The organism is Marinobacter sp. es.048 (assembly GCF_900188435.1).
Lineage (GTDB): Bacteria > Pseudomonadota > Gammaproteobacteria > Pseudomonadales > Oleiphilaceae > Marinobacter.
In genome coordinates this window covers 69,985-95,521 of record NZ_FYFA01000002.1, presented here as the reverse complement: position 1 = coordinate 95,521, position 25,537 = coordinate 69,985, and the positions used below count along the sequence as shown (strand labels likewise).

At 55.8% G+C, this 25,537-nt stretch carries 21 protein-coding genes; 3 read left to right on the top strand and 18 right to left on the bottom strand.

Going from position 1 to position 25,537, the window contains the following annotated elements:
• Positions 1–3 precede the first annotated feature (3 nt).
• The 6 genes from truA to leuC all read right to left on the bottom strand — a co-directional run bounded on the left by truA (position 4) and on the right by leuC (position 9,137).
• The gene (gene truA, locus CFT65_RS11475) at positions 4–903 is read right to left on the bottom strand and encodes a tRNA pseudouridine(38-40) synthase TruA (RefSeq protein ID WP_088828290.1); all 900 of its coding nucleotides are present in this window, start codon (positions 901–903) and stop codon (positions 4–6) included.
• Positions 904–1,009: 106 nt separating this feature from the next.
• Positions 1,010–4,297 carry a FimV/HubP family polar landmark protein gene (locus tag CFT65_RS11470; RefSeq protein WP_088828289.1) on the bottom strand — a complete coding sequence of 1,096 codons (3,288 nt, stop codon included), beginning with the start codon at positions 4,295–4,297 and terminating at the stop codon, positions 1,010–1,012.
• 314 nt (positions 4,298–4,611) lie between these two features.
• A complete protein-coding gene (asd, locus tag CFT65_RS11465; protein WP_088828288.1) occupies positions 4,612–5,727 on the bottom strand; it encodes an aspartate-semialdehyde dehydrogenase in 1,116 nt (371 codons plus the stop codon).
• A 129-nt stretch (positions 5,728–5,856) separates the two neighbouring features.
• The gene (gene leuB, locus CFT65_RS11460) at positions 5,857–6,930 is read right to left on the bottom strand and encodes a 3-isopropylmalate dehydrogenase (RefSeq protein ID WP_088828287.1); all 1,074 of its coding nucleotides are present in this window, start codon (positions 6,928–6,930) and stop codon (positions 5,857–5,859) included.
• A 124-nt stretch (positions 6,931–7,054) separates the two neighbouring features.
• Positions 7,055–7,702 carry a 3-isopropylmalate dehydratase small subunit gene (leuD, locus tag CFT65_RS11455; protein WP_088828286.1) on the bottom strand — a complete coding sequence of 216 codons (648 nt, stop codon included), beginning with the start codon at positions 7,700–7,702 and terminating at the stop codon, positions 7,055–7,057.
• A gap of 16 nt (positions 7,703–7,718) precedes the next feature.
• On the bottom strand, positions 7,719–9,137 hold the full coding sequence (gene leuC, locus CFT65_RS11450; protein ID WP_088828285.1) for a 3-isopropylmalate dehydratase large subunit: 1,419 nt from the start codon (positions 9,135–9,137) through the stop codon (positions 7,719–7,721).
• Between the two features lie 157 nt (positions 9,138–9,294).
• Here leuC and CFT65_RS11445 point away from each other — a divergent pair, with 157 nt between their 5' ends.
• Positions 9,295–10,167: a LysR family transcriptional regulator gene (locus CFT65_RS11445; protein ID WP_088828284.1), complete on the top strand. Its 873-nt coding sequence runs from the start codon at positions 9,295–9,297 to the stop codon at positions 10,165–10,167.
• 3 nt (positions 10,168–10,170) lie between these two features.
• Here CFT65_RS11445 and CFT65_RS11440 read toward each other — a convergent pair whose 3' ends face one another.
• From CFT65_RS11440 to CFT65_RS11395, 10 genes are all read right to left on the bottom strand, one after another.
• Positions 10,171–11,376, bottom strand: coding sequence for an MFS transporter (locus CFT65_RS11440; protein ID WP_088828283.1), 1,206 nt, complete (start codon positions 11,374–11,376; stop codon positions 10,171–10,173).
• A gap of 94 nt (positions 11,377–11,470) precedes the next feature.
• Complete coding sequence (gene aroC / locus CFT65_RS11435) at positions 11,471–12,565, bottom strand: chorismate synthase (protein WP_088828282.1); 1,095 nt, start codon at positions 12,563–12,565, stop codon at positions 11,471–11,473.
• A gap of 37 nt (positions 12,566–12,602) precedes the next feature.
• Positions 12,603–13,505: a 50S ribosomal protein L3 N(5)-glutamine methyltransferase gene (gene prmB, locus CFT65_RS11430; protein WP_088828281.1), complete on the bottom strand. Its 903-nt coding sequence runs from the start codon at positions 13,503–13,505 to the stop codon at positions 12,603–12,605.
• Positions 13,506–13,600: 95 nt separating this feature from the next.
• Positions 13,601–14,803 (bottom strand): patatin-like phospholipase family protein, encoded by a 1,203-nt coding sequence (locus CFT65_RS11425; RefSeq protein ID WP_088828280.1) that lies wholly within the window; start codon positions 14,801–14,803, stop codon positions 13,601–13,603.
• A 5-nt stretch (positions 14,804–14,808) separates the two neighbouring features.
• Positions 14,809–15,723: a DUF4892 domain-containing protein gene (locus tag CFT65_RS11420; RefSeq protein WP_088828279.1), complete on the bottom strand. Its 915-nt coding sequence runs from the start codon at positions 15,721–15,723 to the stop codon at positions 14,809–14,811.
• The gene (locus tag CFT65_RS11415) at positions 15,716–16,666 is read right to left on the bottom strand and encodes an alpha/beta fold hydrolase (RefSeq protein ID WP_088828278.1); all 951 of its coding nucleotides are present in this window, start codon (positions 16,664–16,666) and stop codon (positions 15,716–15,718) included. Before CFT65_RS11415 ends, CFT65_RS11420 begins: the two co-directional genes overlap by 8 nt.
• 13 nt (positions 16,667–16,679) lie before the next feature.
• Positions 16,680–17,030 carry a PilZ domain-containing protein gene (locus CFT65_RS11410; protein ID WP_008171779.1) on the bottom strand — a complete coding sequence of 117 codons (351 nt, stop codon included), beginning with the start codon at positions 17,028–17,030 and terminating at the stop codon, positions 16,680–16,682.
• A gap of 117 nt (positions 17,031–17,147) precedes the next feature.
• Complete coding sequence (locus CFT65_RS11405; RefSeq protein ID WP_088828277.1) at positions 17,148–18,179, bottom strand: DNA polymerase III subunit delta'; 1,032 nt, start codon at positions 18,177–18,179, stop codon at positions 17,148–17,150.
• Positions 18,172–20,238 carry a transglutaminase TgpA family protein gene (locus tag CFT65_RS11400; RefSeq protein ID WP_228705895.1) on the bottom strand — a complete coding sequence of 689 codons (2,067 nt, stop codon included), beginning with the start codon at positions 20,236–20,238 and terminating at the stop codon, positions 18,172–18,174. Before CFT65_RS11400 ends, CFT65_RS11405 begins: the two co-directional genes overlap by 8 nt.
• Before the next feature lie 5 nt (positions 20,239–20,243).
• Positions 20,244–21,278, bottom strand: coding sequence for a DUF58 domain-containing protein (locus tag CFT65_RS11395; protein ID WP_088828275.1), 1,035 nt, complete (start codon positions 21,276–21,278; stop codon positions 20,244–20,246).
• A gap of 188 nt (positions 21,279–21,466) precedes the next feature.
• Here CFT65_RS11395 and CFT65_RS11390 point away from each other — a divergent pair, with 188 nt between their 5' ends.
• The gene (locus CFT65_RS11390; protein WP_088828274.1) at positions 21,467–22,084 is read left to right on the top strand and encodes a hypothetical protein; all 618 of its coding nucleotides are present in this window, start codon (positions 21,467–21,469) and stop codon (positions 22,082–22,084) included.
• Between the two features lie 135 nt (positions 22,085–22,219).
• Here the strand turns inward: CFT65_RS11390 and CFT65_RS11385 are convergent, their stop codons facing one another.
• Together CFT65_RS11385 and CFT65_RS11380 are read right to left on the bottom strand one after the other, a co-directional pair.
• A complete protein-coding gene (locus CFT65_RS11385; RefSeq protein WP_088828273.1) occupies positions 22,220–23,176 on the bottom strand; it encodes a DUF6160 family protein in 957 nt (318 codons plus the stop codon).
• A 156-nt stretch (positions 23,177–23,332) separates the two neighbouring features.
• Positions 23,333–23,923 carry a hypothetical protein gene (locus CFT65_RS11380; RefSeq protein ID WP_088828272.1) on the bottom strand — a complete coding sequence of 197 codons (591 nt, stop codon included), beginning with the start codon at positions 23,921–23,923 and terminating at the stop codon, positions 23,333–23,335.
• A gap of 237 nt (positions 23,924–24,160) precedes the next feature.
• Here CFT65_RS11380 and pabB point away from each other — a divergent pair, with 237 nt between their 5' ends.
• A complete protein-coding gene (pabB, locus tag CFT65_RS11375; protein ID WP_088829537.1) occupies positions 24,161–25,501 on the top strand; it encodes an aminodeoxychorismate synthase component I in 1,341 nt (446 codons plus the stop codon).
• Positions 25,502–25,537: the final 36 nt, after the last annotated feature.

Below are 25,537 nucleotides of genomic sequence, written 5' to 3'. Positions count from 1 at the left end.
GCTCTAAACCCGCTGTTTGAAATGGATGTGTGTTGGTGTGACCGGACTGTTTTCGGCCCTGCTGAACCATGGCCGCAGAAAACCTGGGCCACATTCGGCTGCGGGTATCCCAAGTTCGGCAGGATAGCCCACGTCGACCAGATACAGACCATGGGGAGGCGCGGTTACACCTGCAGCTGTCCGATCTCGGGCGACCAGTATCTCACGAATCCATTCCGGTCGCTGCTTTCCCGAACCAACCGCCATCAGCGCTCCGGCAATATTCCGGACCATGTGATGCAAAAACGCATTGGCCTGCACGTCTATTACGACAAATTCCCGCTTCCGGGTTACCGCAATCCGCTCGAGAAACCGAATGGGTGTTCGGGACTGGCAGCCAGCAGCACGAAACGAGGAAAAATCGTGCTCTCCGGCCAATACCTGGGCCGCCTGGTGCATGCATTCGGCATCCAGTGGGCGGAAGGTCCAGCTTACCTGGCCTCTTTGAATACCGGGGCGCACGGGGTGGTTATAGATGATGTAACGGTAACGCCGGTAAGTTGCGGAAAATCGGGCGTGAAAATCGCCGATACCATTCCCGGCCCAGTGCACTGAAATGTCTTCGGGTAAGGCAGTATTGATACCCATGACCCAGGAGCGAAGATTGCGAACAGACGGGGTGTCGAAGTGAGCAATCTGATAACTGGCATGAACGCCGGCATCGGTGCGCCCAGCGCACACCAGATCAACCGGATGATCGGCAACCTTTGCCACCGCTCTGGTCAGTTCCGCTTCTACAGAGCGAACACCGGATTTCTGCAGCTGCCAACCATGGAAACTGCGACCATCATATTCAAAGGCTAGCGCAACGCGGCCTTCCCCTACGGCATTATCTGTGGTGAGTTGCTGGGCTTCGAGAAACAAGTGCAATTCCGGAAAGAATGGTTCTATAAAAACAAAGCGCCGGCTTATCGCCGGGTATTCACCCAGCGGCCGGCGCTTGCTGCCTGTCAGGCCCGATTATAACGGATCAGGACAGATTTTTAAGGAGGTCTTGGGCCTCCGCTTTCTGATCTTCGTTTCCTTCCAGTGCGACTTCCTCGAGGATATCGCGAGCTCCGTCAGAGTCACCCATCTCGATGTAAGCACGCGCAAGATCGAGCTTGGTAGCCGCTTCATCAGTTCCTGCGAGGAAGTCGAAGTCGTCTTCGTCACCCAGTTCACTTTCTTCAATATCAGCGACCTGTGACTTACCTGATCCTTCGGAAACCTCGTCAGAGGCCACTGGCAGATCCAGATCCTCGTCGGCCGATGCCTCCTCACTAACAGGCGCTTCCGGCTCCTCCAGTTCGTCGGTGATTCCTTGCTGCTCGAGCTCCTCGGCACCTTCGACAGCTTGCTCGGGCTCAGCTTCTGCCGCATCGCCCTCACCAAGCGTGTCCTCAAGACCAAGCTCCTCGTCAAGCGACGCTTCTTCGCTCTCATCAGTATTCGCTGAATCGGCAGAGTCCGAAAACTCCTCCATCAGTGCCAGATCTTCATCAGAGACATCAAGCTCCAGATCGTCCAGCGAGGACTCTTCAATCTCACTACCGCCCAGCTCATCTTCTTCGCCGGCGACCTTGTCCAACTCGGCATCGAGCTCATCCAGGAAAGACTCATCCAGGGAATCGATGTCCGCTTCGGCATCCGGCTCTGCGAGCTCTTCAGACGCCGCTTCTGGCTCAGCCGTTGCCCGCTCGTCTTCCAGATCACCTTCAGCAAGATCATCCTCTTCCAGATCAAGGCTCAGGTCATCTTCGGACTCGTCCAGCTTTTGTTCTACAACAGCTGATTCTTCAGAGTCTTCTTCAAACTCCGAAGACAGGTCCCAGCCCCCGGACTCTTCCAGTTCCGAGCCATCTTCGGTCGCAGCCTTTTCTTCATCAGATTCAAGCTCAAGGCCCGACAGATCATACTCGATCATGTCGTCCCGACTTTCTTCCTTATCGCCCTCAGCAACTTCACCTTCGGAAGATTTCGTGGCCTCCTGCTCTTCAAATTCATCAAGCTCGAAATCGGACAGATCAGTCTCTGACAGATCCGAGTCGAAGTCTCCGAACTCATTCTCCCTGGGCTCTTCCTGCTCGGCATCGAACTGATCGGCCAGAAGCTCCTCAGATTCCGGTTTCTCCTGCTTTCCGGCTGGCTCCTCAGCCGCTTCTTCGGAGTCGAAGGAAGTTGCAAAAGAGTCTGAACGCAATTGTGATTCGAGATCATCGATGCTTGGCATCGACTCCGCCTCTTCCAGGCGCGTGCGCAGCTCGTTGGCCGATGTCAGCGCCTCTTCGTCTTCCAGAGCCTCGATTTCACCAAACTGCTTCTCGAAGGATTCGCGATCCTGAGTATCCGCGTACACACCGAGCAGCTTCAGGCGCAGATCGGAGCGACTGGGCTCACGGGAAATTGCGGTTTCCAGTGTTTGCGCGGCCTGATCATGCTGACCGTAAGCAATGTATGAGTCAGCCTCCATCAGGGCGTCACCAGGGACTGCCTGCTGATCTTCTTCATCCAGGCTTAGATCAAAGGAATCCGTCTCTTCGTCGGTTTCTTTGTTCAGCTGATCATAGAACGCCTTTTCGCGATTGGCATTGCGACGCGCTAGCAGCAAAAGAAGCAAAAGGAGAAGAATCAGACCACCACCGAGGGCAATCTGATACATCGGATTACCGGTAATGGCATCAATAACGTTACCGGGGAAACCTTTATCCGCCGCAGGTGCCTGAGGCGCCGCTTTGGGAGCAGGTTGCTCGGCCTGACCGGGTTCTGATGAAGCTGGCGCCGCTGCAACGGTCTCCTCACCGGTTTCGGCAGCGTCTGAACCGGACGGCTCTTCCGCATCTGCCATGCCTGTTTCTTCTGACGCCTCACCGGCTTCAGCAACACCCTGATCATCAGCTGCCTGGACGGAATCAGCCATTCCCTCAGTTTCATCGACCATGGCCTCAGATTCGGCCATATCGGTAGATTCGGCTGAACCTTCAGTCGGTTCCGGCTCAGCCTCCGTCATGTCGGCATCAACAGCTACGGGAGCTTCACCTTCAGCAGCTTCTTCGACTGCCGCAGTTGCTTCCGGAGCCACAGCGTCTTCAGCTGTCAAATCCGCACCTTCGCCTTCAACAGGTGCAGTCTGCTCTGCCGTTTCATCACCGGTTGTCTGCTGCATTTCAGCAAGCTGAGTATTCTTGAGCTCAAGCAGGCGCTGTAGAGTCTGCACCTGATCCTGCAGATCTTCCACGCGACTGTTCAGCTCATCGTTTTCGCGACGGGCGCTTTCAAGCTCTTCCATCGCGACGGCTGTGCCTGCATCAACGCCGCCCGGGAGTTCGCTGTCGCCTCCCGCAGAGCCACTTTCGCTGGATTCACTACCTGTATCCTCGGAGACTACAAGCTTCAGCTCATCACCTCCGGCATCAGCCTGTTGCCGGGGCGCGGTTGGTGGCTGCTGCTCGGCGGTTGCATCCACGGTACGCTGCGGCGACTGGAATTCCTGATTCTGTTGGGCAACCAGACGGGTAGCCTCAGCACGAGTACGACTCTGGATCTGATCCAGAGACGGAACGCGCAGAACTTCTCCCCGCTTCAGCCGGTTAATGTTGTTACCCATGAAGGCGTTGGGGTTCAGGTCCTGAATTGCCAGCATGACCTGCTGCATGGAGACACTGCTATCAGGACGCATCCGGGATGCAATCGTCCACAGAGTGTCTGAAGCTCCGGTGGGCCCAAAGGTGTCGGCCTGATATCCGGTGCTGAGGGACCGCTCAGCCTGAGCCTGCCGACGAACGGACTCGGCACTGCGACTGGTGGTCGGCTGATTGGCTGTCTGAGTGGTGGAGACTGTTGGAGTGCTGACCTGTTCCTGCACGCCAGACTCTTCCGCGTATACGGGCGGATCCACAAGTACAGCGTATTCCCGCATTAGGCGGCCGCTTGGCCAGGTCAACTCGAGCAGGAAGTTGAGGTACGGCTCCCTCAGTGGTTCGCGCGAGGAAACATTGACAATGAGACTGCCGTCGTTGCCGGTGACCACCTGGAACCTGAGCTTGCTGAGAAACTGGTTGCGATCCAGCCCCACCCGCTCATACGCCTGTTCCGACGCAATATTCACGAACACGTCCGCTGGATTGACACCACTGCTCTGGCGCAAAACGATCTCTGCGTCCAGTGGCTCATTCAGATAGGACTGAAGTTCAATTTCACCCAGCCCAAGGGCCTGTGCGACGCCGGATCCGAGCCCTCCCGCCAGAGCCAGGGCAACCGCAAGCTTGCGTACCTTCATGCTTTTTCCTTTCCAGTCTCCGTTATTCGTTACTGCTCTTTTACAAACAGAATCGGACGAGGTTGGATGACTTCCGTCTGGATAATTCTCGTTATTATGTGTTCTTTTTAATTTTCAGTCCGGCAAGTATTGTTGATAAAACCTCTTTTATCAATCAATCAGCCGCAGTCCTTGTACCATTTTTTTATCAATCGCACGGAACTGCCTAGCCCTCTTGAAAATAACAGGGGCGGAGACTGAAATCAGCCTCCGCCCCCTCATCGGTTTACCGAAACCGGACACAGTTGGCATTTATTGCCTCTGTGTAACAATTCTTAACGCTCCTGAAGGATCCGGAGCATACGGCGCAGCGGCTCGGCGGCCCCCCACAGCAGCTGATCACCCACGGTAAACGCGGAAATGTATTCCGGCCCCATGGTCAGCTTGCGGATACGGCCGATGGGCACGCTCAAAGTACCCGTCACCTTCGCCGGGGTCAGTTCCTCAATGGTCGTGTCACGGTCATTGGGGATCACCTTTACCCAGTCATTGGCTTTAGCGAGGATCGACTCGATTTCAGAAACCGGGAGATCCTTCTTCAGCTTGATGGTCAGCGCCTGACTGTGGGAGCGCATGGCGCCAATCCGCACACAGATACCGTCGATCGGAATCGGGTTATCGGAGCGACCAAGAATCTTGTTGGTCTCGACGCCCGCCTTCCACTCTTCCTTGCTCATGCCGTTATCGAGCTGCTTGTCGATGAACGGGATAAGACTGCCGGCCAGGGGCACCTGGAAGTGCTCGGTCGGGAAGCCATCCGAACGCATGGTTTCGGTTACCTTGCGATCGATTTCCAGAATCGCGGAGGAAGGATCGTCCAGCTCGGTTTTGACGCTCTTGTTCAGGTCGCCCATCTGGTTCAGCAGCTCGCGCATGTTCTGAGCCCCGGAACCGGAAGCCGCCTGATACGTCATGGGCGATACCCACTCGACCAGATCCTGCTCCAACAGGCCACCAAGGGCCAGCATCATCAGGCTGACGGTGCAGTTACCACCGATGTAGTCTTTGACGCCTTGCTCGAGCGCGGCATCAATTACGTTACGGTTGACCGGATCCAGAACAATCACGGAGTGGTCGACCATCCGTAGCGTGGACGCTGCATCGATCCAGTAGCCTTTCCAGCCCGAATCCCGGAGCTTCTGATAAACCGCACCGGTATAGTCGCCACCCTGACAGGTCACGATTACATCCATGGTTTTCAGAATCTCGACGTCAAACGCGTCCTGCAGAGGCGGAACGTCGTCTTTTCCCACGTCCGGCGCAGGCTTGCCAGCCTGGGATGTGGTGAAAAACACCGGTTCGATATCGGCGAAATCGTTTTCTTCACGCATGCGCTGCATGAGGACCGAGCCCACCATGCCACGCCAACCTACAAGTCCAACTCGCTTCATGTGCGATCTTTAGACCTCGTTTTATGCCCGCCCTCTACCTTTATCGCTGGCAGGGACAGGATGGATGATCCCGCGGCAACTGCGTCCCGTTACCGTCGGGTCTCAAATACGCTGGTCAGGGCCTGACGATTAAAGCGCAGCCAGAACCGCCGCACCCATTTCCCGGGTGGAGACTTTCTTTGCGCCCTCAGACATGATGTCCGCAGTTCGCAGCCCCTGATCCAGAACCTTACTGACCGCCGCTTCAATGGCTTCGGCAGCTTTTTCCTCATTCAGACTGTACCGCAGCATCATGGCGGCACTGAGGATGGTAGCCAGCGGATTGGCAATACCCTGGCCGGCAATATCGGGCGCAGAACCGTGACAGGGCTCGTACATGCCCTGCTTTTCCGAGTTCAGCGACGCCGACGGCAACATGCCAATAGAGCCGGTGAGCATAGCCGCTTCATCCGAAAGAATATCACCAAACATGTTTCCAGTCACAATCACATCGAACTGCTTGGGTGCCCGGACCAGCTGCATGGCGGCGTTATCCACGTACATGTGAGACAACTCCACATCGGGATATTCCCGGCGCAAATCGTTCATGATTTCCCGCCACAGAACAGTCACTTCCAGCACATTGGCCTTGTCCACGGAGCACAGCTTCCTGCCCCGCTGCTGGGCTGCCTCAAAAGCCACCCGCCCAATACGACGAATTTCCGATTCGGTGTAGGCGTAGGTGTTGTAACCCTGGCGTTCACCGCTCTCAAGCTCCCGCACACCGCGCGGCTGGCCAAAATAGATGCCGCCAGTCAGTTCACGGACAATCATGATATCCAGCCCGGAAACCACTTCCGGCTTTAGCGAAGAGGCGGAGGCCAGTTGCGGATAAAGAATTGCCGGGCGCAGGTTAGCGAACAGCTGCAGGTTAGAGCGCAACCCCAGCAGCCCCTTCTCCGGGCGCTTGGCCATGGGCAGGCTGTCCCACTGAGGACCGCCAACGGCACCCAGAAGGATCGCGTCGGCTCTGCTGGCCTTTTCGAGGGTTTCATCCGGCAGCGGTGTGTCAGCTTCATCAATCGCCGCACCGCCCACCAGGCCAGCCTCGAAGCTGAGTCCCAGACTGAAATGATCGTTGATTTTGTGAAGTACCTTTTCCGCTTCAGCAACGATTTCCGGGCCGATGCCGTCCCCGGGAAGCATTAGAATTGTTCTGGACATGTTGTTTCCTTGTTCCATTCCTTTGTGTCGGATTACGCCGTAGGCTAATCCGACCTACATTTACTGATAATCCTGCGTGATCACAGGTGGGTCGGATTAGCGCCAGCGTAATCCGACAGCATATTCACCCACCGGCACCAAACAGCCAGGGCGCCGTCTTCCGGCGGCTTTCTTCATAGGACCGGATCAGCTCAGCATCCTCCAGAGTGACGCCAATATCATCCAGACCGTTCAGCAGACAATGACGACGGAAATCATCCACCTCAAACGAGAAGGTCTCGCCGGACGGAGTGGTCACAGTCCTGGCTTCCAGATCGACTGCTAACTGATAGCCCTCGCTCTGCTCCACTTCCTGGAACAATCGATCAACAACTTCCTCTGGGAGAACAATAGGTAACAACCCATTCTTAAAGCAGTTGTTATAAAAAATATCAGCAAAACTCGGAGCGATAATCACCCGGAAACCAAAATCCTCCAGAGCCCAGGGCGCGTGCTCCCTGCTTGAACCGCAGCCGAAATTGCGTCGCGCCAACAGTACACTGGCGTTCTTGTAGCGGTCCTGATTCAGAACAAAATCCGGATTGATCGGTCGGGTGGAAGAATCCTGATCCGGCTTGCCTTCATCCATATAACGCAGTTCATCAAACAGGTTCGGGCCGAAGCCTGTACGCTTGATGGACTTCAGAAACTGCTTGGGAATAATCATGTCCGTATCCACGTTGGAACGGTCCATGGGGGCGACTACGCCCTGATGTTGCTTGAGTGCGCGCATGGTTCTCTCCTGTGGATCAGTTCATCAGCTCGCGGACATCAACGAAATGGCCGTTTACCGCAGCAGCGGCAGCCATGGCCGGGCTCACCAGGTGGGTACGCCCGCCAAAGCCCTGACGGCCCTCGAAGTTCCGGTTTGAGGTGGAAGCACAGTGCTCTCCCTGCCCCAGTTTGTCGGCGTTCATGGCCAGACACATGGAACACCCGGGATCACGCCATTCCAGACCGGCCTCGATAAAGATCTTGTCCAGACCTTCCTGCTCCGCCTGGGCCTTCACCAGCCCGGAACCAGGCACCACCATGGCCTGCTTCAGAATCGGCGACACCTTCCGCCCTTTCACCACGGCCGCGGCTTCGCGCAGATCCTCAATGCGACTATTGGTACAGGAGCCAATGAACACACGATCCAGCTTGATATCGGTAATCGCCATATTCGGCTGCAAACCCATATACTTCAGAGCGCGCACGATGCCTTCACGCTTGATAGGATCAGCTTCCTGTTCCGGATCAGGCACCTTGCCATCAATTCCGGCCACCATTTCCGGAGACGTACCCCAGCTCACCTGCGGCTGGATTTCCGAGCCTTCCAGCTCAACAACCTTGTCGAAGACAGCATCGCTATCGCTATGCAAGGTGCGCCAGTAATCAACCGCTGCATCCCACTGGTCGCCCTTGGGCCCGAACGGACGATTACGAACGTAGTCGATGGTGGTGTCATCAACCGCCACCATACCAACCCGCGCGCCGGCTTCGATGGACATGTTGCAGATGGTCATCCGACCTTCCATGCTCAGGCCCTGGATGGCTTCGCCGCCAAACTCAATGGCGTGCCCGGTACCACCCGCAGTCCCGATCTTGCCGATGATGGCCAGAACCACATCTTTACCAGTGACGCCCGGACCCAGCTTGCCATTGACCTTCACCAGCATGTTCTTCATTTTCTGCTGCACCAGGCACTGGGTGGCCAGAACATGCTCAACTTCACTGGTTCCAATACCGTGAGCGAGGCAACCGAAGGCACCGTGGGTAGATGTGTGGGAATCCCCACAAACAATGCTCATACCCGGTAAAGTCGCGCCTTGCTCGGGCCCGATAACGTGCACGATGCCCTGGCGCTGGTCCTTAATCTTGAATTCGAGAATCCCGAACTCGTCGCAGTTCTTGTCCAGTGTTTCCACCTGGATCCGCGAAACCGGATCAACGATACCCTCAACACCCCGGTCACGGTCGGTGGTGGGCACGTTATGGTCCGGCGTCGCAATGTTGGCATCGATCCGCCAGGGCTTACGCCCGGCCAGACGCAGGCCCTCAAATGCCTGGGGTGATGTCACTTCGTGCAGTAACTGACGATCTATATAAATCAACGCGGAGCCGTCGTCGCGCTGTTTGACGAGATGATCGTCCCACAATTTATCGTATAAGGTTTTGCCCGCCATGGTTCTCTCTCACTCTCTGGGGGTTTCTGGTTCTGACGTCTGATGTGCCTATCTTACCGCTTGGGGCCGGATAACCTCAATTCATGTTTTTTATTTATCGCATTCCTTATGGTTATGATTTAAGATTCCGTGAAGTTCACATGGAGGGGTTACAGGCATGGATTCAAACGCATTAAAAGCTTTTCTGACCATTGTCGACCAGGGCTCATTTTCAGAAGCCGCGGAAACCCTGCACCTGACGCAACCCGCGATCTCGAAACGCCTGGCCGCCCTGGAAAACCAGCTTGGCACCAGCCTGATAGACCGGAGCCATCGCCAGATTCGTCTGACCGATGCCGGCAGCCGCCTGCTTCCCCATGCACGTCGGATCCTCGATGAAATCCACAATGCCCGGGTGGCGTTGTCACCGGACTCCGGGCAGGTGGAAGGCGAACTGCAGATCATCGCCAGCCATCACATCGGCCTGCACCACTTACCGAACTGGCTCCGGCGGTTCAAACGGGAATACCCGCAGGTGTCCATCAACCTGCAATTCATGGAATCCGACGCCGCCTACGAGCAGATGCGAAAACGGAACGCCGAGCTGGCATTCGTGACGTTGAGCGACAGCATGGAGCCGAGCTTTCATGTTTTTGCCCAATGGCCGGACGAGATGGCTTTTGTGGCGGGCGCGGAGCACGCTCTGGCGTCGCTGAGAAAACCTGAGCTATCGAACCTTGCAGATCACCCCGCATTGCTTCCGGATACCAGTACCGCAACCTATCGGGTTGTAAGCCGGTTGTTTCTGGAGGCTAATCTCCACCTGAATCCACAAATGCCAACCAACTACCTCGAAACCATCAAAATGATGACCAGCGTTGGCCTGGGCTGGAGCGTTCTCCCCCTGCGCATGGTTGATGACAGCCTGAGAGTACTGGAGGTGGGCAAGCCGGTTTCTCGCGTACTCGGTGGAATCGGGTTATCGGGGCGGCAACTTAGCAACGCGGGCAAGGCACTGCTGGATATTGTCCAGGCAGAAGAAAGCGGCTGAATTTCAGCCATCTCCATGAGCAGGCGGCGGCCGAAGGCCTCGCCAGGTGATCACGATGGCAATGGCCATCGCGGCAGCACCACCCCAGAAAGCCGCTGAGGTACTGAACCCATCCACCAGAAAGCCCGACAACCAGGCCCCGAGCGCCCCGCCAGCACCGAAGGTAAGCCCGCTGTAAAGCGCCTGCCCCTGGCCATGATGGTGTTTGCCAAAAAAGCCCTGAATATATTGAACTGAAATAGCATGCAATGCCCCGTAAGATGCCGCGTGAAGCAGCTGGGCAAACAGCAGAACGGCGACAATATCGGTCAGCTCTGCAATCAGCACCCAACGGATCATGGTTAGAGTAAGCGCGCCAATCGCAATCTGCCGAACCGTGAAATTACGCGTTAGCCGGTGCATCACCAGAAACAGTGCGATCTCCGCAAAAACGCCCAGCGACCACAGCAGGCCAATCGACAGCTTGCTGTAACCATGCTGTTCCAGATGGATACTGAAGAAGGTGTAGTAGGCTCCGTGCGAAACCTGAAGCAGGAAGTTCATCAGAAAGAACGTCACCACCGCCGGGTGTGTGACAATCGCCTTCAAACTGCCCTTCGGCGCAGGCGGCTTCCGCTTTCCCCGCTCCGCAGGCACCAGAAACGCAGATACGGCTATGCCTGCAAACACCGGCAGCAACAACCACGGCAGATTCTGAATTGGCACCAGCTCCAGCAAACCGCCCACCAGCGCCACCGCCCCGATAAATCCCACTGAGCCCCAAAGCCGAACCCGCCCGTATTTCTCTTTGTTTTCGCCAAGGGTACGAAGCGTGATCACCTCATAGAGCGGCAGGATCGCATTCCAGAAAAAGGTAAACGCCAGCATTACCAACAGCAGGCCATAGAACCCTGGCTCCATGAATACACCGGCGAAGAACAGCGAACCGGTAATGGCGCCGAACCGGACCAGACGAACCCGCTGGCCGGTTTTGTCCCCTAACCAGCCCCATATACTGGGAGCAACGATTTTGGTGAGCTGAATGGTCGCCATGAGCGTGGCGATCTGGAGGTAGGAAAAGCCCTGGCCTTCAAGGTAAAGGGACCAATAGGGCAGAAGCCCGCCGAGGAGGGCGAAAAACCAGAAGTAGAGGTTGGAAAGGCGCCAGTAGATAACGAGACCTCGTACAGGTACCAAAGAACCGGATTTTCGACGGCAGGGTCTCGGCATGCTGTCGGATTACGCCTCTGGCTAATCCGACCTACATGGACGGCTCGCCGATCGAAAAGGCCAGCCCCGCCGAAACCGCTTCACCAAAGCCGGCTTAGACTTGACCAATCACCGGCGTAGAAACAGACACATCCGCATTTTGCCCACGATGCCGCAGATAATGGTCCATCAACACAATGGCCATCATCGCCTCGGCAATCGGCGTCGCCCGAATCCCGACACAGGGATCGTGCCGCCCGGTGGTAATTACCTCACAAGGATCACCATTCACATCAATACTGCGACCCGACAGGCGCAAACTCGACGTGGGCTTCAGAGCAATACTGGCGACAATCGGCTGGCCGGATGAAATGCCACCCAGAACACCCCCGGCATTGTTCGACAGGAACCCTTCCGGCGTCATCTCATCGCGATGTTCGGTGCCTTTCTGATCGATACAATCAAAACCGGCGCCAATCTCTACGCCCTTAACGGCATTGATGCTCATCAATGCATGGGCAAGGTCTGCATCCAGGCGGTCAAAGATTGGCTCGCCCAGGCCGGGAGGAACACCGTCGGCAACCACGTTAATCCGGGCACCAATGGAATCGCCCTCCTTACGGAGCGCATCCATATAGGCTTCCATTTCTGCAACCTTGTCGGCATCCGGGCAGAAAAACGGGTTCTGATGAACCTGATCCCAATCCAGTTTCTCAGCCTTGATGGGGCCGAGTTGGGACAGATACCCGCGAATCCGTATTCCCAGGCGTTGCTCAAGGAATTTCCTCGCAACCGCACCGGCAGCAACGCGCATGGCGGTCTCGCGGGCAGAAGAACGGCCACCACCGCGATAGTCGCGAACACCGTATTTGTGCATGTAGGTGTAGTCGGCGTGAGCCGGCCGAAACTGTTCTGAGATCTTGGAATAATCCTTGGAGCGCTGATCGGTGTTTTCGATCAGCAGGCCGATCGGCGTACCTGTGGTCTTGCCCTCGAAAACGCCAGACAGGATTCTCACCTCGTCCGCTTCACGGCGCTGGGTCGTATGCCGGGAGGTACCCGGCTTACGGCGATCCAGATCCCGCTGCATGTCCGCTTCCGAGAGCTCGAGCCCCGGGGGACAGCCATCAATGATACACCCCAGCGCTGGCCCGTGGCTCTCGCCAAAAGAAGTAACCGTAAACAGTTTTCCGAAAGAGTTTCCCGACATAATTCAGTATCTTGTTCAGCTTTTATGAAAATTCAGATTAACTGGAAGCCTGCCACTGACGCAGGTCCGGCTCGGTGATCAGAAAGACGCCATCGCCCCCATTCTCGAACTCCAGCCAGGTAAGCGGCAGATCCGGGTAAGCCTCATCCATAGCGACCCAGCTATTACCGACTTCCACTACCAGTAGCCCTCCAGGAGTAAGATGCTCCGCCGCACTGGCAATGATCCTGTGAGCGATATCCAGACCATCTTTACCGGCGGCCAGGCCCAGTGCTGGCTCGTGACAGTATTCGTCCGGCATGCTGGAAAGATCGTCTGCATCCACATAGGGCGGATTGCTCACGATCACATCGTAGCGGCCTTCAATATTTTCAAAGACATCGGATTGTACGGTATGGACCCGGTCGCGGACTCCATGTAGCTCAATATTGGACTCAGCCACTTCAAGTGCATCCGGAGAAATGTCCGACAGGTCCACTTCCGCCTCAGTAAAAACGAACGCAGCTCCGATGCCAATGCACCCGCTCCCGGTGCAAAGATCAAGAATGCGCTCCACCGGCTTGTCGCCCAGCCAGGGCTGAAAGCCATTCTCAATCAGCTCACCAATGGGAGAACGCGGTACCAGCACCCGTTCGTCCACATGGAATGGCATACCCATAAACCAGGCTTCACCGAGCAAATAAGCGAGAGGTACCCGCTCATCCACGCGCCGACGGATTCGTTCCACAACCAGCTCTCGCTCCTGCCGGGTAAGACGGGCATCGAGGAACAATGTGTTGTTTTCAAGGGGAAGGTGCAGGCTGCGCATGACCAACTGAACGGCTTCATCCCAGACATTGTCCGTGCCATGGCCGAAAAACAGGGGCGAAGCAGCAAACTGTGAGGAGGCGTAACGGAGGTAATCCCGGACGCTGTGAAGGTCGTCAATAGGGCTGGTCACAAACGTAAATCCTGTGCGAGAGCGTGTCAGCGCAGGATTATACGCTGTTTATCCTTTCGACTGCAGCCCACCGGGAGCCAGTGCCGGAAAATCCATCAGATTGCCAGTGGACCAGAACTGTTACGACTTTCCTCAAACCGGTCGAGAGCGGCCGCCATCCGCTCCCTGCCCAACTGTATAAGTTCCGGTGCCTTGTGATAATCATAGCTTCGGCAGGCATTCTTGGGGACGTTGACCAGCAAATCCGGCGGATAGCCGGCGATCTTGTACTGTACGAGGGCACTCTGCATGGTCTCGATGGTGAGGTTCATCACGTCGAATTTGCCGATGCCCAGCTTGTCCCAGTCGATAGTTTCGTGTTCTTCCTGGCTTTTCTTGTCAGTCGGTTTCTTATCGTGCTCTTTCTTGGTTACCGCCCGGCTGATTTTTTCTTCCGGACTGTCGCCATTGTCCGGCTTTCGAGCGGTCAGTGACTTCAGGGCGTCCCAATCAAACCAGCGCGATGCCTTCTCGCGGATCGTGTCCACCCACTCGTCCATATCCGTATTTTCGCCGTAACCCGGGGAGAAAGCAGCGTCCGGAATACGTCGCCGCCGGTCATCCTCGCCACTGAGGTTAACCGCAACAACCAGATCGGCATGGGAGGATATGGTCGGGATGATGGGCAGCGGATTGAGCAAGGCACCGTCAACCAGAACCCGGCCGTTCAGGACCAGAGGTGTAACAACGCTAGGGATCGCCACTGACGCCCGAATGGCTTGATCAAGGGGTCCTTCCTGGAACCAGATTTCCTTGTGGGCAAGCAGGTCGGTCGCTACCGCGGTAAACGCAATGGGCAGATTTTCGATCCGGGTATCACCCAGCATCTCGCGAACCACAGAGAAAATCTTTTCGCCGCGAATGGCTCCTACGGAATTGAAGGTGACATCCAGAAGCTTTAGAACGTCAAACTGGCCCAACCCCGTGACCCAGTCCTTGTAGTCCTGCATCTTTCCAGCGCCGAACATGCCGCCAATCAGCGCTCCCATGGAGCAGCCGGAGATGGCAACAATGTCGTAGCCCCGTTCCACGAGAACCTCAATCGCTCCGATGTGGGCATAGCCTCTTGCACCGCCACTTCCAAGGGTCAAGGCAACGGTTTTTCTCGGCTTTTTCGGAGCGCTGCCTTTTGCAGGGTTTGCTGGCGAGTGGGTCGCCGAAACGTCAGAGCTTTGCAGCACCTTGGACAAGTCATCCCTGGCTTCGCCCGCCGGGGGCTTATCCCTGCGATCCTGGTCGTCGTCCTTAGATAAGCCCATGATCCTTACCTCGAAATCACAACCACTTCTACCCGGTCACCCTGTCGATCCGGGCCACCGGAAATCCCCGCAGGACCAACGATGATGATCTCCTGTTGGCTTTTGGATACTCCAGTTTTCGATAACACTTCAGACAGAGATTCGGTGGCCTGGCGCGCACGGTCCATGGCCTCGGAGAAGGTTTCGTTGTCCTCCAGTACAGAATAGCCTACCAACGCAACAATTGTGCCTTCTTGCCGTGCCAGATCTGTTACCTGCCTGCGATCAGTCGCCTGCCAGTTGAAACGGTAGGTCACACCCCCTTGCCAGGGAACGATGATCGGCCCGGTAACACGTTTGGACACACTGCCAAACCCCGGTATGGGCGCCCCGGGCTCAACCCGCAAGTGTTCCACCCAGACATATTCCCGAAGGTTCCCCCGAGTAACCGTGTAAATCAGCGTTAACCAGCGTTCACCGTTTTCAGCAACGGTACCTGCCACCAGGTAATCCTGTGTCGCGTCCCGCCCCAACAGCACAGCCTGCCCGAAGACCTGATTCGCCCACACATTACTGCGCCCGCACCGGATACCTTCGCAGTCAAAAAGAATCTGGGCGTTTCTCTGCCGCAGGATTCCCAGATAATGATCCCGAGCCCTCTCCCGACTGGAATCCCGCGCAATCTGGTACAGTCTGCCTTCTCCATTCACCGGGAGTCTGGCCATGGTTTCGGACCGGATTTCGTTATTAACCTCCCTGAGCGGGCTGAACAAGATCAGGTGGCCCGAAGTCTCGATCCTCACAGTATTCTCAAGAGTCGACTGTGGAAAAGGCGGGGGCAACTCTTCCGGGGCGGCCATACCAGCGGAAGGCAACACCAGGGAACAGAAAGCCAGGGTAATAAAACGGGCGAACAGTGATTTCAGCAAGCGATTACTCATTTTCCAGGAATTGTCTGATGGCTGTTACAACCGGGCCGGTCTCCCCATCCAGATGGCAATGGTGACCTCCCGGCACATTCACTATCTGGAGGTTGGCAATAGCTTCAACACGTTGGTCCAGATCCTTTCTGTACGACAGAAGTCCCTGATCGGCTCTGATAAAAAGCACCCGGGTGTCGATGGCCTCCAGAGAGGCCAGAACCTGCTCTTCCGTCATCATCAATGGTGACGGGTGCCGCAAGCGGGAATCGGTCTGCCAGACGTAGCCGTCGCCCTCAGGTTTCATATTCCGGGGGATCAGCGTCAACGCTGTTTCTGGGCTAAGCGGGCTCAGTCCGCCTTCACGGGCTTTCGCTGCAGTAGCAACATCCGGATAGACCACCTGCCTGCCAGAGCCGGCAATACGCTTTTTGATGGCTTTTCGGAGCTGGGGAATGGTTTCGCCAGCCGGACGGCTGAGAGCGCCCAGGCTATCAATCATCACCAGATTTCTCACCCTTTCCGGAAATGCAGCCGCATAGAGGGCGCCCACAATCCCACCAAGTGAGTGACCGACCAGGTTTACCCTGCCGTCCGGGGTCTCCTGGAAATAGCGTTCAACGAGCTCCGCCAGATCCGCCACGTAGTCCATCAATAGATAACTCTGCCCCTCAGGCCTGTGCCCCGACTGGCCATGGCCAGCAAAATCAAGCGCATAAACAGGACCTAGATTGGTCAACTCCGGTGACAGCTTCACGAAGGTAAGGCTGTTATCGAGCCAGCCGTGCAGCATAATGATCGGCGTGTTTTCCTGCTTGTCAGGAGCGGTTGGCCAACTGAGACCTGCCAGGGTTATGTGCCTGAGTTTCCATTCGGATTCCCGAAACGACTGAGCGGTTTCCACGGCTGGATTGCCCCCTGCCCGGCCTTCGAGAGTTTCCATGGGCATTGCCATATCGTTCATGCAGGCCCCGCTTTTACATCGTGTGGGTTGGGCGATCGGAACTCAGCGAGCCTGCCAGATAGGATTCGATTTTGGTGCGGGCGGTTTCGTCGTCACCATTAAACTGGACACCGATCCCAGCCGCGCGATTGCCCTGGGCACCTTTCGGCGTTATCCAGATTACTTTGCCGGCAACGGGAATTTTTTCCGGCTCATCCATCAGATTCAGAAGCAGGAAAACCTCGTCGCCCAACTGATACTGTTTCTGGGTCGGGATGAACAGACCACCCTGGCGGATGTAAGGCATGTATGCTGCGTAGAGTACTGCCTTGTCTTTTATTGTCAGGGTAAGAATGCCACTGCGCGCACCAAATCCGGGCCCCATAACTGACACCTTTCTCTTAGATCGTTTTGAACGTTTTGCGGGATCTGAAAATCCCTTTCATTCCGGAATCATAGCAGCTGTTGGCCTCAAAGGCGCAATACTGCAGGCAACGGCCATCTATACCGCCGGCCGTTTGACTGGCATCAGCTTTTGCCAGGCGATAAGAAGCCGACTCGCTTCCAGCTCCGGACTGGCGTTATAAACGCCCGCTGCCCTTGAATCCTTTACCATGTCGAGCAGTTCATGGGCCCGCCAGGCCGGGGTGGTTCTGGCCAGGAAACCGAGCATATCCGCCGCTTCGGTGTCCCGAGCATTGCCGCCGGCTACCAGGCGGGCCAGATCTGCGGCCCAGGTTTCAAACAACCACAGGGTATTTTCCAGGCCCATCGACTTGAACGCCTTGGCTGCTTCACCTACCGGAATTCTGGATTTCATGAATTCCTTGAAGCGTTCCAGAGCGGTATCACGCAGACTGATAAAGTCGCCGGTTGCATAGTCGAGGGCCAGTCTCGGCGCGTTCCCAGCCAGCATCAGGCCTTTGGCCAGAACAGCTGCAGACGGCTGCGCGTCTTCGGGAAGATCCCGAACACGCCTTGCGAGCCACTGGTTTGCTTCTCCGTTAGCAGGCACCGGAACAGTCAATGTCTGGCATCGAGACCGAATGGTAGGCAGGACCGGGCGCCCACTTTCCTGTAACAGAATAAGGGTCACGTCGGACAGCGGCTCTTCCAGGGTCTTGAGCAACGCATTGGCCGCATTGATATTTAATTGGTCCGCACGATCGATGATAGCCACCTTGTGATGCGCCACCTGCGGAGAAGCCACCGCAAAAGACGACAGCGCCCTCACCTGATCCACCTTCACCATACGGGATTTCTCCGGCGCATAGATCCGGATATCGGGATGGCTGGCAGCGGCCAGCAGCTCACATTGCTTACAGTGGCCACAAGCAATCGGCTGACCCGAATCCCTGTTCAGAGGCTGATCACACAATAACAATCCACCGACAGCTTCTGCCCAGGCCCGCTTACCCACACCCCGCTCACCCACAAGGATGAGCGCGTGTGGTAGGCGGTCTTCTGCTACCCGGCTCTGGACCGTTTGCCAGGCGCGGCGCAGCCAGGGCATGTCTTGGGCAATATCAGTCACTGGGTTTTCCTGTGCGAGTTCTGGATCTGTGGAGTTGGCGCTTCATGGTAGCAAGCAAGCGGCGCATACGCTTCAGCTGTTCACTGCCTTCCTCGTCTTTACCCGCGCTATAGTAATGGCTGTTCACCATACGGGCAAAAAGCCTGGCCGAATCTGCCGCAGCCGGTTCGGCTTTTGCCAGTCTTGATGCAAGAACCGACGGCGTTTCACCGTGACGGACGGGCACGCCGGCACTGGCACATAGCCGGTGCCAGGTATCGACCACTCTCCGAAACGCATCACGCCGTTCTCCGCGGCGCATCTGAAATGCAGAAATCAGTCCGGCAATCAGCAAGCCGGTGCCAACGATACCCGCTGTCATATACCCCAGTTCGCGCATGCCGAAACCGCCAGGCAGCCTGGACATCAGATCCATCTGGCTCTGGCCCTGATAGCCGACGACCCAGCGCTGCCACTGATAATTGATGCGATCCAACTGAAGACTCGCCCATTGCACCAGGGCCACATCCGCATAACGCTGGGGCGAAGCCCAGTTGTTCTCCAGAAAGGATCCTTCCTCAGCCATCGCGTCTCTCAGGCCCAATTCAATGCGGTCCGGCGCAATGGCGGCCGTAGGATCAATTCTCACCCAGCCTCGCCCATCTATATAGGCTTCAACCCACGCATGGGCGTCGTACTGGCGCACGATCAGGTAATCGCCCCCGGCCCCGCTCTCTCCACCTTGGTAGCCAACCACGACACGTGAGGGAATGCCGGCAGCCCGCAATACGAAGGTGGTTGCCCCCGCGTAGTGGGCGCAGAAACCGCGTTTTTCGTCAAACAACAAGGAGTCAATGCCGTCATCGGGCATGGCAGGTGGCCTGAGTGTGTAGAAATATTCCTGCTCACGGAATCGCTCTAGCAGACTCCGAATTATCTGCTCGTCACCCATGCCGCGGCGAAGCTCCCCTGCCAGCTCCCGGGCCCTCGGGTTGCCTTCCCGGGGCAACTGAAGGTACTGCCGCAATTCGGCGGGGCTTTGTGCCTGAGCCGCCTGGGCCTCTCCCTCAAGAGCCAAACGATAACGCACAGGACTGTCAGCCGGCCGGCGAAAACGGAAAAGATCGGCGCTGTCCTCGATAACATTGTCAGAGACAGCTCGGGAATTCTCCAGAGCAAACGCCCAGCGCTGATCGGTCGGTTCCAGAAGCACGTCATACTGGTTTGCTTCAAGCTCTCCTATCCCCCCGTCAACCGCTACTCGGCCCAGAGGGCGAAAACCCTCCCGCTCGCCCTGGCGCCATGTCTCCCTATCCAGATAGTCGAGAATCAGGCCTCGCCAGTACCGGTCTCGATAGGCCGGCATTTCGCCTCCAAACGTGACCCGGAAAGCCCGTTCGCTGCTTTGGGCAAGATTCGAAATATCGCCGGGTCGCATGGTGTCGCTGATGCCCGTGCGCGCCTCACCTGAAACCAGCGGTACGCTCCAGAGAGGCGACATCCGCGGGAAGAACACGAACAAAAGAACAACAATCGGCAATGTCTTGAGGAACATCCCACCCAGCCTGCGCCAGCCAGAGGTCAGCCCACCCGGAAGCTCAGGCGCATTCAGCACCTGTAAGCCAACCAGCAGCAATGCTATCCCGGTGAAGTTCACCAGTGCCCACAGAATCTCCTGATGGAACAGAAAATTCACGGTGGCCAGATAGACAAGGATAAAAAACAGAACATAGAAGTCCCTGACTGACCGCGTTTCCAGCCATTTGAGACCCACCGCCAGCACAAAGAACGAAGCGGCAGTGTCCACCGTAAACCGCCCCTGGACTGTCGCTACATATACGCCAATCAATACCAGCATGATGCCGGTGCGTAACAGGCGGCCGGGAAGCCTAACCCGCCCGTATTGCGCCAACCAGCGCCAGGCGGCTAACACCACACAGGCGGCAATCAACCACAGCGGTAATCGGTCCCACTGGGGCGACAACAGCAAGGCAAAACTGGCAATCAGCCAGAGCAGAGCCCTGGAGGGCAGATTGATCGCTGTGGTGTCGTCCGATTCGGCGCCTCTCAGGCGGTCCAGAAAACTCAAGCCCGCCCCTCCGCAGCCCACTGGGATGCATTTCCTGTCTGGTTCTTTCGGGTTCCATGGGGCTCGGCGATTGAGTCCCGGGGCCGCTCCTTGCCCCAGGTCGCCAATACCCTGAGACACCGAGCTACATGGGCCGGGCCGGAATCAGGCTCAATGATTTGCCCGGGAAGATTCAATCCGAACCGTACACCACTTCTGCCCCTTTCGTTTACCAGAAACGCTAGGTAACTCAGCCGCAGCTCATGGTCCGCACCAGGGTAGGCATTGAAATCCAGCCAATAGGGACTGCCCTGCTCACCCTCCCAATCGGCAACCACCATTTGCCCGGTTCGCCCAAACCGCTTCCAGAGCACCCTTTGGCTGAGATCGCCTTCTCGCCAGGGCCGGATATCCGCGTGGTCATTGCCTTCAACGGATCGTGCCTCTGCTGACTCTTCGCCATCCTCGACGGTGCTGAACGCCTCCGGCGCAGGGATCGGCCTTGGGAACACAACACCGGCCGATACTGGCCGTACCCAGGACCACGCCTTCAGCAGACCGAACGGAAAGCGGGTTTCAATACGAACCCGGTCCGGGCGCAAATAGCCCCGATGAGCGGAATGAACCGGCAGGGTGACGTCCTGGGCCTGGCCTGAATGGATGTGCACCGGTGCAAGATCGGATTCTTCGCAGGAGAGCAGGATGGCAATGGCGTCATCCCGCCCAGCCTTAAGGCGAAACCGGAAAGGAATATCATCACCGGCAAAGCCTTCTCCCGGCTGAATAAGGCTCAGTTCAAGACCAGACAGGTTTCGGTGGGTCTGGTGCATAGCGCCAACGAAGACGGCTCCCAACAAGAAGGTACTCAGATAAATCAGACTGTTCTGATAATTGATGCCTGTAAGCAGCATGATGACCAGTAACAGTCCAAACACTACCCCGGCGCCGGTAGGCAATATGAAGATGTTTTTCTGACTGAAGGTCTGGACATCGGACCGCGGAATCCGTCGGTTAATCCAGCGACTAAAGCGATTTCTGAACGGATTTTTCATAGTGTCACTGAGGCCCTGCACTGCCCAGAAAGTTCACGGTATTCGACCATGATTTTGCTGTGATTAGTAACAATACCGAAAAATCAAAGATTCTGATCACAATCCCGGATTTTCCAGCTTGAACTCTTGTCCTACAAACCGAATACTCGATTCAGGGAGCGTATTTTTTAAACAAAAGGGGCCTGAATATGAAACGCCGACACCTGCTCACCACCGCCATCAGCGGTCTGGTTGTTGCTTTACCTGCCTTTGCAGGCGTTCAGACCATGACCTCTGACGAAATGGTGGAAACCTACGTGAAGGATTCCGCCGTTATTGTTGTGCCCAAAGAACGGAAGAAATCCGACGCCGACCGGCAACGCATCCTGCGCTCCCTCACCATTTCCCCGGGTGAACCAGTCCTGACCGAAGCGGAAGAGGAAGCCTACCGGGACGCATTGCAACGATACGTTGATGACGGCAAGACCGATGCTCTGGAGAACGCCGAAGAGGAATTTCTCCGGCGGGCCCTACTCCTGCCCCAGGAAGAACTCGCCCGGGCGCAGCCTCCGGCTGAGTTTACCCCAACGATTCCGCCGATAATCTTTGGACAGCAGGCACAGATTCCGGAGGAGCCTTTTACACAGACGTTTCTTAACGATCAACTGGGAATTGGGTTTGATGGGCAGAATGTGAATTTCAGTATTGGTAATCCGCCGGGGATTGATCAGATACAGGTTCCACAGGCTATTAACGAGGGGCCGATTACTTTAAGTCCAAGGCCCGGTGGTGGGTTTGATCTTTCTATTGCGGTGCCGGATCAGTAACGCAGAATAAATTCATTCGATTTGAAAACGGCAGCCAGGATTGGTTGCCGTTTTTTTATTGGTTCGGGGTTTCCTCTGACCAATACAAACGCCCCGCAGAGCGGGGCGTCTCACCAACTTTGGTGTTAGGTCAGATTAGTGACCGTATACAGCCAAACTGGTGTCAGAGATGCGCAGGTTGTCGATACCGATAGTACCGATGTTCGTTCCACCAACACGGGTCTCTTGGATGTTTACATCCATCAGTACATCGTCAACGTCTACGCGCAGGACATCCGCACGTGATCCGTCAAGATTGCTACCTTTATAAACATCCAGGCGGGCAACCGCGAAGGATTTGTTGGCGCCGTTATTACCAGAAGCAAGTGCCGCCAGGGTACCTTCAAGTACTGGGTCCTCACCGTTCGCATCATTCAGAAGGGCGGAAATCTCTGCGTCTGTGTATGTCAGACCGCCTGCGTTCGCACCTTGGATGCTCAGGCCGGTAATACCAACCGCCAGGAAGTCTACTTCGAAGTCCATTTGCTCGACAGTGAAGGCGACATCAAGATTAAGGGTGCCAGTATTAGCACCAGCAGCAACGTCCGTGGTATCAACACGAATATCAAGCGCACCCAACAGACCCCAAGCTTTCATGTCTGAAATGAGCGTGGTGTTTTCAGAATTGTCTGCAGCACGCAGTGACATCGCGCCTACCTGCATACCCCAATCAATGGGCGCACCAGTGTTTGAACCAACATGAATAACGGCATCGCCATCTGCCGCAACATCAATATCGATCTTCAGGTCATCCAATAGATTGCTTTGAGTTGCCAAATCTGGAACAGCAACAGGGTCACCTGTGTTGGGGTCTGTAGGAATGAGACCACTGGCATTCGCACCGCCGATTTCGATGTCAGATACCGCGAAGGTGCCTTCGTCGGTGTAGGTGAACTCGCCAATGGAAACGCGAGTTTCCAGCTCAATAGTCACACCTGCTTGACCAGTTACGTTGCCCATTGCGCTGTCATCCAGCGCTTTGAGGTCTGCATTTGCTGCGAAAGGAGCAGCAGCTACGGCTGTAGCAAGAGCAAGTTTCTTCAGGCCTTTCATTATTAACTCCTTGAGTAAACTCTTTTTGATTGTTTTCCGAGTTTTAATTTTGTGAAGTTCTGTAACCTCACAATTCCATTTAAGATTGTTTTACAGTCCTAGTCCGTGAATGAACGCACAGTTCCGGACTACGAAACTGAAAGCTCCTCCTAACACTCAGACTCCGTTCTTCTTCTGGTCGTAAAAGATTTGAAATGACTTGTCCTGCGAAATAGCAGCTCCGAATGAGGCTTTACCATGGTCTAATTCAAGAGGAATCAATTTTAAGCCGGATACGCCCAGTCGATGTTCATGCTCCACTACCACAACCCTCTCCTGTTTACCCTCTTTGGTTATGGTGCCGGGATAGACAATTAACGCGGCATCGATCTTATTGTGACGAGCCAACGATCGAAGGCTAGCCCGGAACACTTGGAGCTTCGCTGAAGGCGGAGCATTTTCAGACTCCTCGCCCATAGTGACTTTTTTCAGTTTACGATCCTTTAAAACCATCCATGCTCCTGGCCCGAAAATCGCAGAACTCTCCAACTCCTGCTCCACATTAGACATGGATGCTTTCAGCATGGACGTAAGGTCTTTTTCTGCTGTTAACATTGCTGCCGCAAGCTCCTCTTTCGTGAGCTTACCGTCCGACAAAATCCCAGCATCGCTCCCTCGGTTTTCCTGGGCGCCCGCTGTTGCCGAAAACCAAGCTAGAAAAAGAAACACTAGAAAAACACACGTATTGCGTATTCCATACATCGTCATATTTACTCCATGTCATCTGGAATGCTCTTGCCTCCCTCACAGGAGAAGGCTTCCAATCTAATTTTTATGCTGGGGAGACTCTTCCGACTGGGATAGAATGCCCATCAATTACTTGACCGACGCTGTTCGCAGAGAGCATTTTCATTAGATCAGCGAGTCCCCAAAACCTACAACGCCCGTTTTGTGTGCTGTTTATCAATTCTCGAACATTGCGGAGGGACCTTGAACCCGGCAACCATGCGTGAACTCAATCAGGAGGGCTACCATCGCCTGCTAAGCCATGCCTGCCGGGAATCGGATTTCGCCTATATCGGGAGTGTCGGAAACGGTCCGGCCCGAGGAGTCTTCAGCGGTTTTTCTGCCAGAGCTCTTGCAACCGAAGTGCTTCAATACCCTGTGCACATAAATTTCTGCTCTGATCAGCTTGCTCAGAGCATGGAAAGCCTTGTAAGCCAGTTCCAGATCGAACAGGAACCCAACCCGGAATGCCTTTCCGGGGGATGGATTGGATTTCTTGGCTATGAACTCGGATATGTCAGGGAAAGCCGACTGCGGGAGCTCTGCCCATTCCTCGAAGTTCCCCTCGTGTCCGCAGGATTCTACCTCTGGACGGCCAGTCATAATCGCAAAACCGGGCAGTATTGGCTTTGGATTCATCCGGAGTGCCCTGATGAGACGCGGGATACACTGGAGCAGTGGCTCGGTGGGAACAAACCAGACGCCACCGCCGGATGGTCGATGGATTCGCGATTTCAGCCCACGCAAGCGCCGGACGCATTCAAGGCGAGCGTAGAAACAGTTCGTCGGTATATTGAAGCCGGTGATTGTTATCAGGCGAATCTCTCGCAGGAATTTTCTGGCCAATTCAAGGGGGATCCGTGGCAGGCGTTCCAGGCCCTTTCAGATGCTAACCCTACGCCCTACAGCGGCTTCATCCGCGCCGGAGGCGCCTCTATCCTGTCGGTCTCTCCCGAGCGCTTTCTCGAGATACACGACCGAACCGTCACAACCAGCCCAATCAAGGGCACCCGGCCGAGGGGTGGCACTCCGGAGAGCGATGCAGCCTTTGCGTCTGAACTGGAAGGCTCCGAGAAGGATCTATCCGAAAACCTGATGATCGTCGACCTGCTCCGGAACGATCTTAGCCTGAACGCGAAGCCAGGCAGCGTGAAAGTCGACAAACTATTTGCACTGGAGTCCTACCGGAACGTTCATCATCTGGTCAGCCACATCCGGGCGGAGCTGGCCGAGGGTGTAACACCTATGAAGGCCCTGTTTGACGCTTTTCCGGGCGGTTCAATCACTGGTGCGCCCAAGATCAGGGCGATGGAAATCATCCAGGAGCTCGAGCCCCACTGGCGTGGCCCCTACTGCGGTTCGATCTTCTATCGCGGACTGGATGGCACGCTGGACAGCAATATCGCGATACGAACCATGCTGTGCGATGGCGAGGGAACCATTCGTTGCTGGGGCGGTGGCGGTATTGTTGCGGATTCAGATCCCGAGGCTGAGTATCAGGAGACGCTCGCAAAAGTGGGGTCTTTAATGCGGTTTCTGGAAGAATTGGTTATTGAATGAACTTGAGATGAAGTCAAAATGGGGTCAGAAGCAGGC

What these genes read in the sequence shown, in the direction of transcription:
- CFT65_RS11470 (WP_088828289.1), bottom strand. Translation starts at nt 4,297, where the DNA reads ATGAAGGTACGCAAGCTTGCGGTTGCCCTGGCTCTGGCGGGAGGGCTC.
- asd (WP_088828288.1), bottom strand. Translation starts at nt 5,727, where the DNA reads ATGAAGCGAGTTGGACTTGTAGGTTGGCGTGGCATGGTGGGCTCGGTC.
- leuB (WP_088828287.1), bottom strand. Translation starts at nt 6,930, where the DNA reads ATGTCCAGAACAATTCTAATGCTTCCCGGGGACGGCATCGGCCCGGAA.
- leuD (WP_088828286.1), bottom strand. Translation starts at nt 7,702, where the DNA reads ATGCGCGCACTCAAGCAACATCAGGGCGTAGTCGCCCCCATGGACCGT.
- leuC (WP_088828285.1), bottom strand. Translation starts at nt 9,137, where the DNA reads ATGGCGGGCAAAACCTTATACGATAAATTGTGGGACGATCATCTCGTC.
- CFT65_RS11445 (WP_088828284.1), top strand. Translation starts at nt 9,295, where the DNA reads ATGGATTCAAACGCATTAAAAGCTTTTCTGACCATTGTCGACCAGGGC.
- CFT65_RS11440 (WP_088828283.1), bottom strand. Translation starts at nt 11,376, where the DNA reads ATGCCGAGACCCTGCCGTCGAAAATCCGGTTCTTTGGTACCTGTACGA.
- aroC (WP_088828282.1), bottom strand. Translation starts at nt 12,565, where the DNA reads ATGTCGGGAAACTCTTTCGGAAAACTGTTTACGGTTACTTCTTTTGGC.
- CFT65_RS11425 (WP_088828280.1), bottom strand. Translation starts at nt 14,803, where the DNA reads ATGGGCTTATCTAAGGACGACGACCAGGATCGCAGGGATAAGCCCCCG.
- CFT65_RS11420 (WP_088828279.1), bottom strand. Translation starts at nt 15,723, where the DNA reads ATGAGTAATCGCTTGCTGAAATCACTGTTCGCCCGTTTTATTACCCTG.
- CFT65_RS11415 (WP_088828278.1), bottom strand. Translation starts at nt 16,666, where the DNA reads ATGAACGATATGGCAATGCCCATGGAAACTCTCGAAGGCCGGGCAGGG.
- CFT65_RS11410 (WP_008171779.1), bottom strand. Translation starts at nt 17,030, where the DNA reads ATGGGGCCCGGATTTGGTGCGCGCAGTGGCATTCTTACCCTGACAATA.
- CFT65_RS11395 (WP_088828275.1), bottom strand. Translation starts at nt 21,278, where the DNA reads ATGAAAAATCCGTTCAGAAATCGCTTTAGTCGCTGGATTAACCGACGG.
- CFT65_RS11390 (WP_088828274.1), top strand. Translation starts at nt 21,467, where the DNA reads ATGAAACGCCGACACCTGCTCACCACCGCCATCAGCGGTCTGGTTGTT.
- CFT65_RS11385 (WP_088828273.1), bottom strand. Translation starts at nt 23,176, where the DNA reads ATGAAAGGCCTGAAGAAACTTGCTCTTGCTACAGCCGTAGCTGCTGCT.
- CFT65_RS11380 (WP_088828272.1), bottom strand. Translation starts at nt 23,923, where the DNA reads ATGACGATGTATGGAATACGCAATACGTGTGTTTTTCTAGTGTTTCTT.
- pabB (WP_088829537.1), top strand. Translation starts at nt 24,161, where the DNA reads ATGCGTGAACTCAATCAGGAGGGCTACCATCGCCTGCTAAGCCATGCC.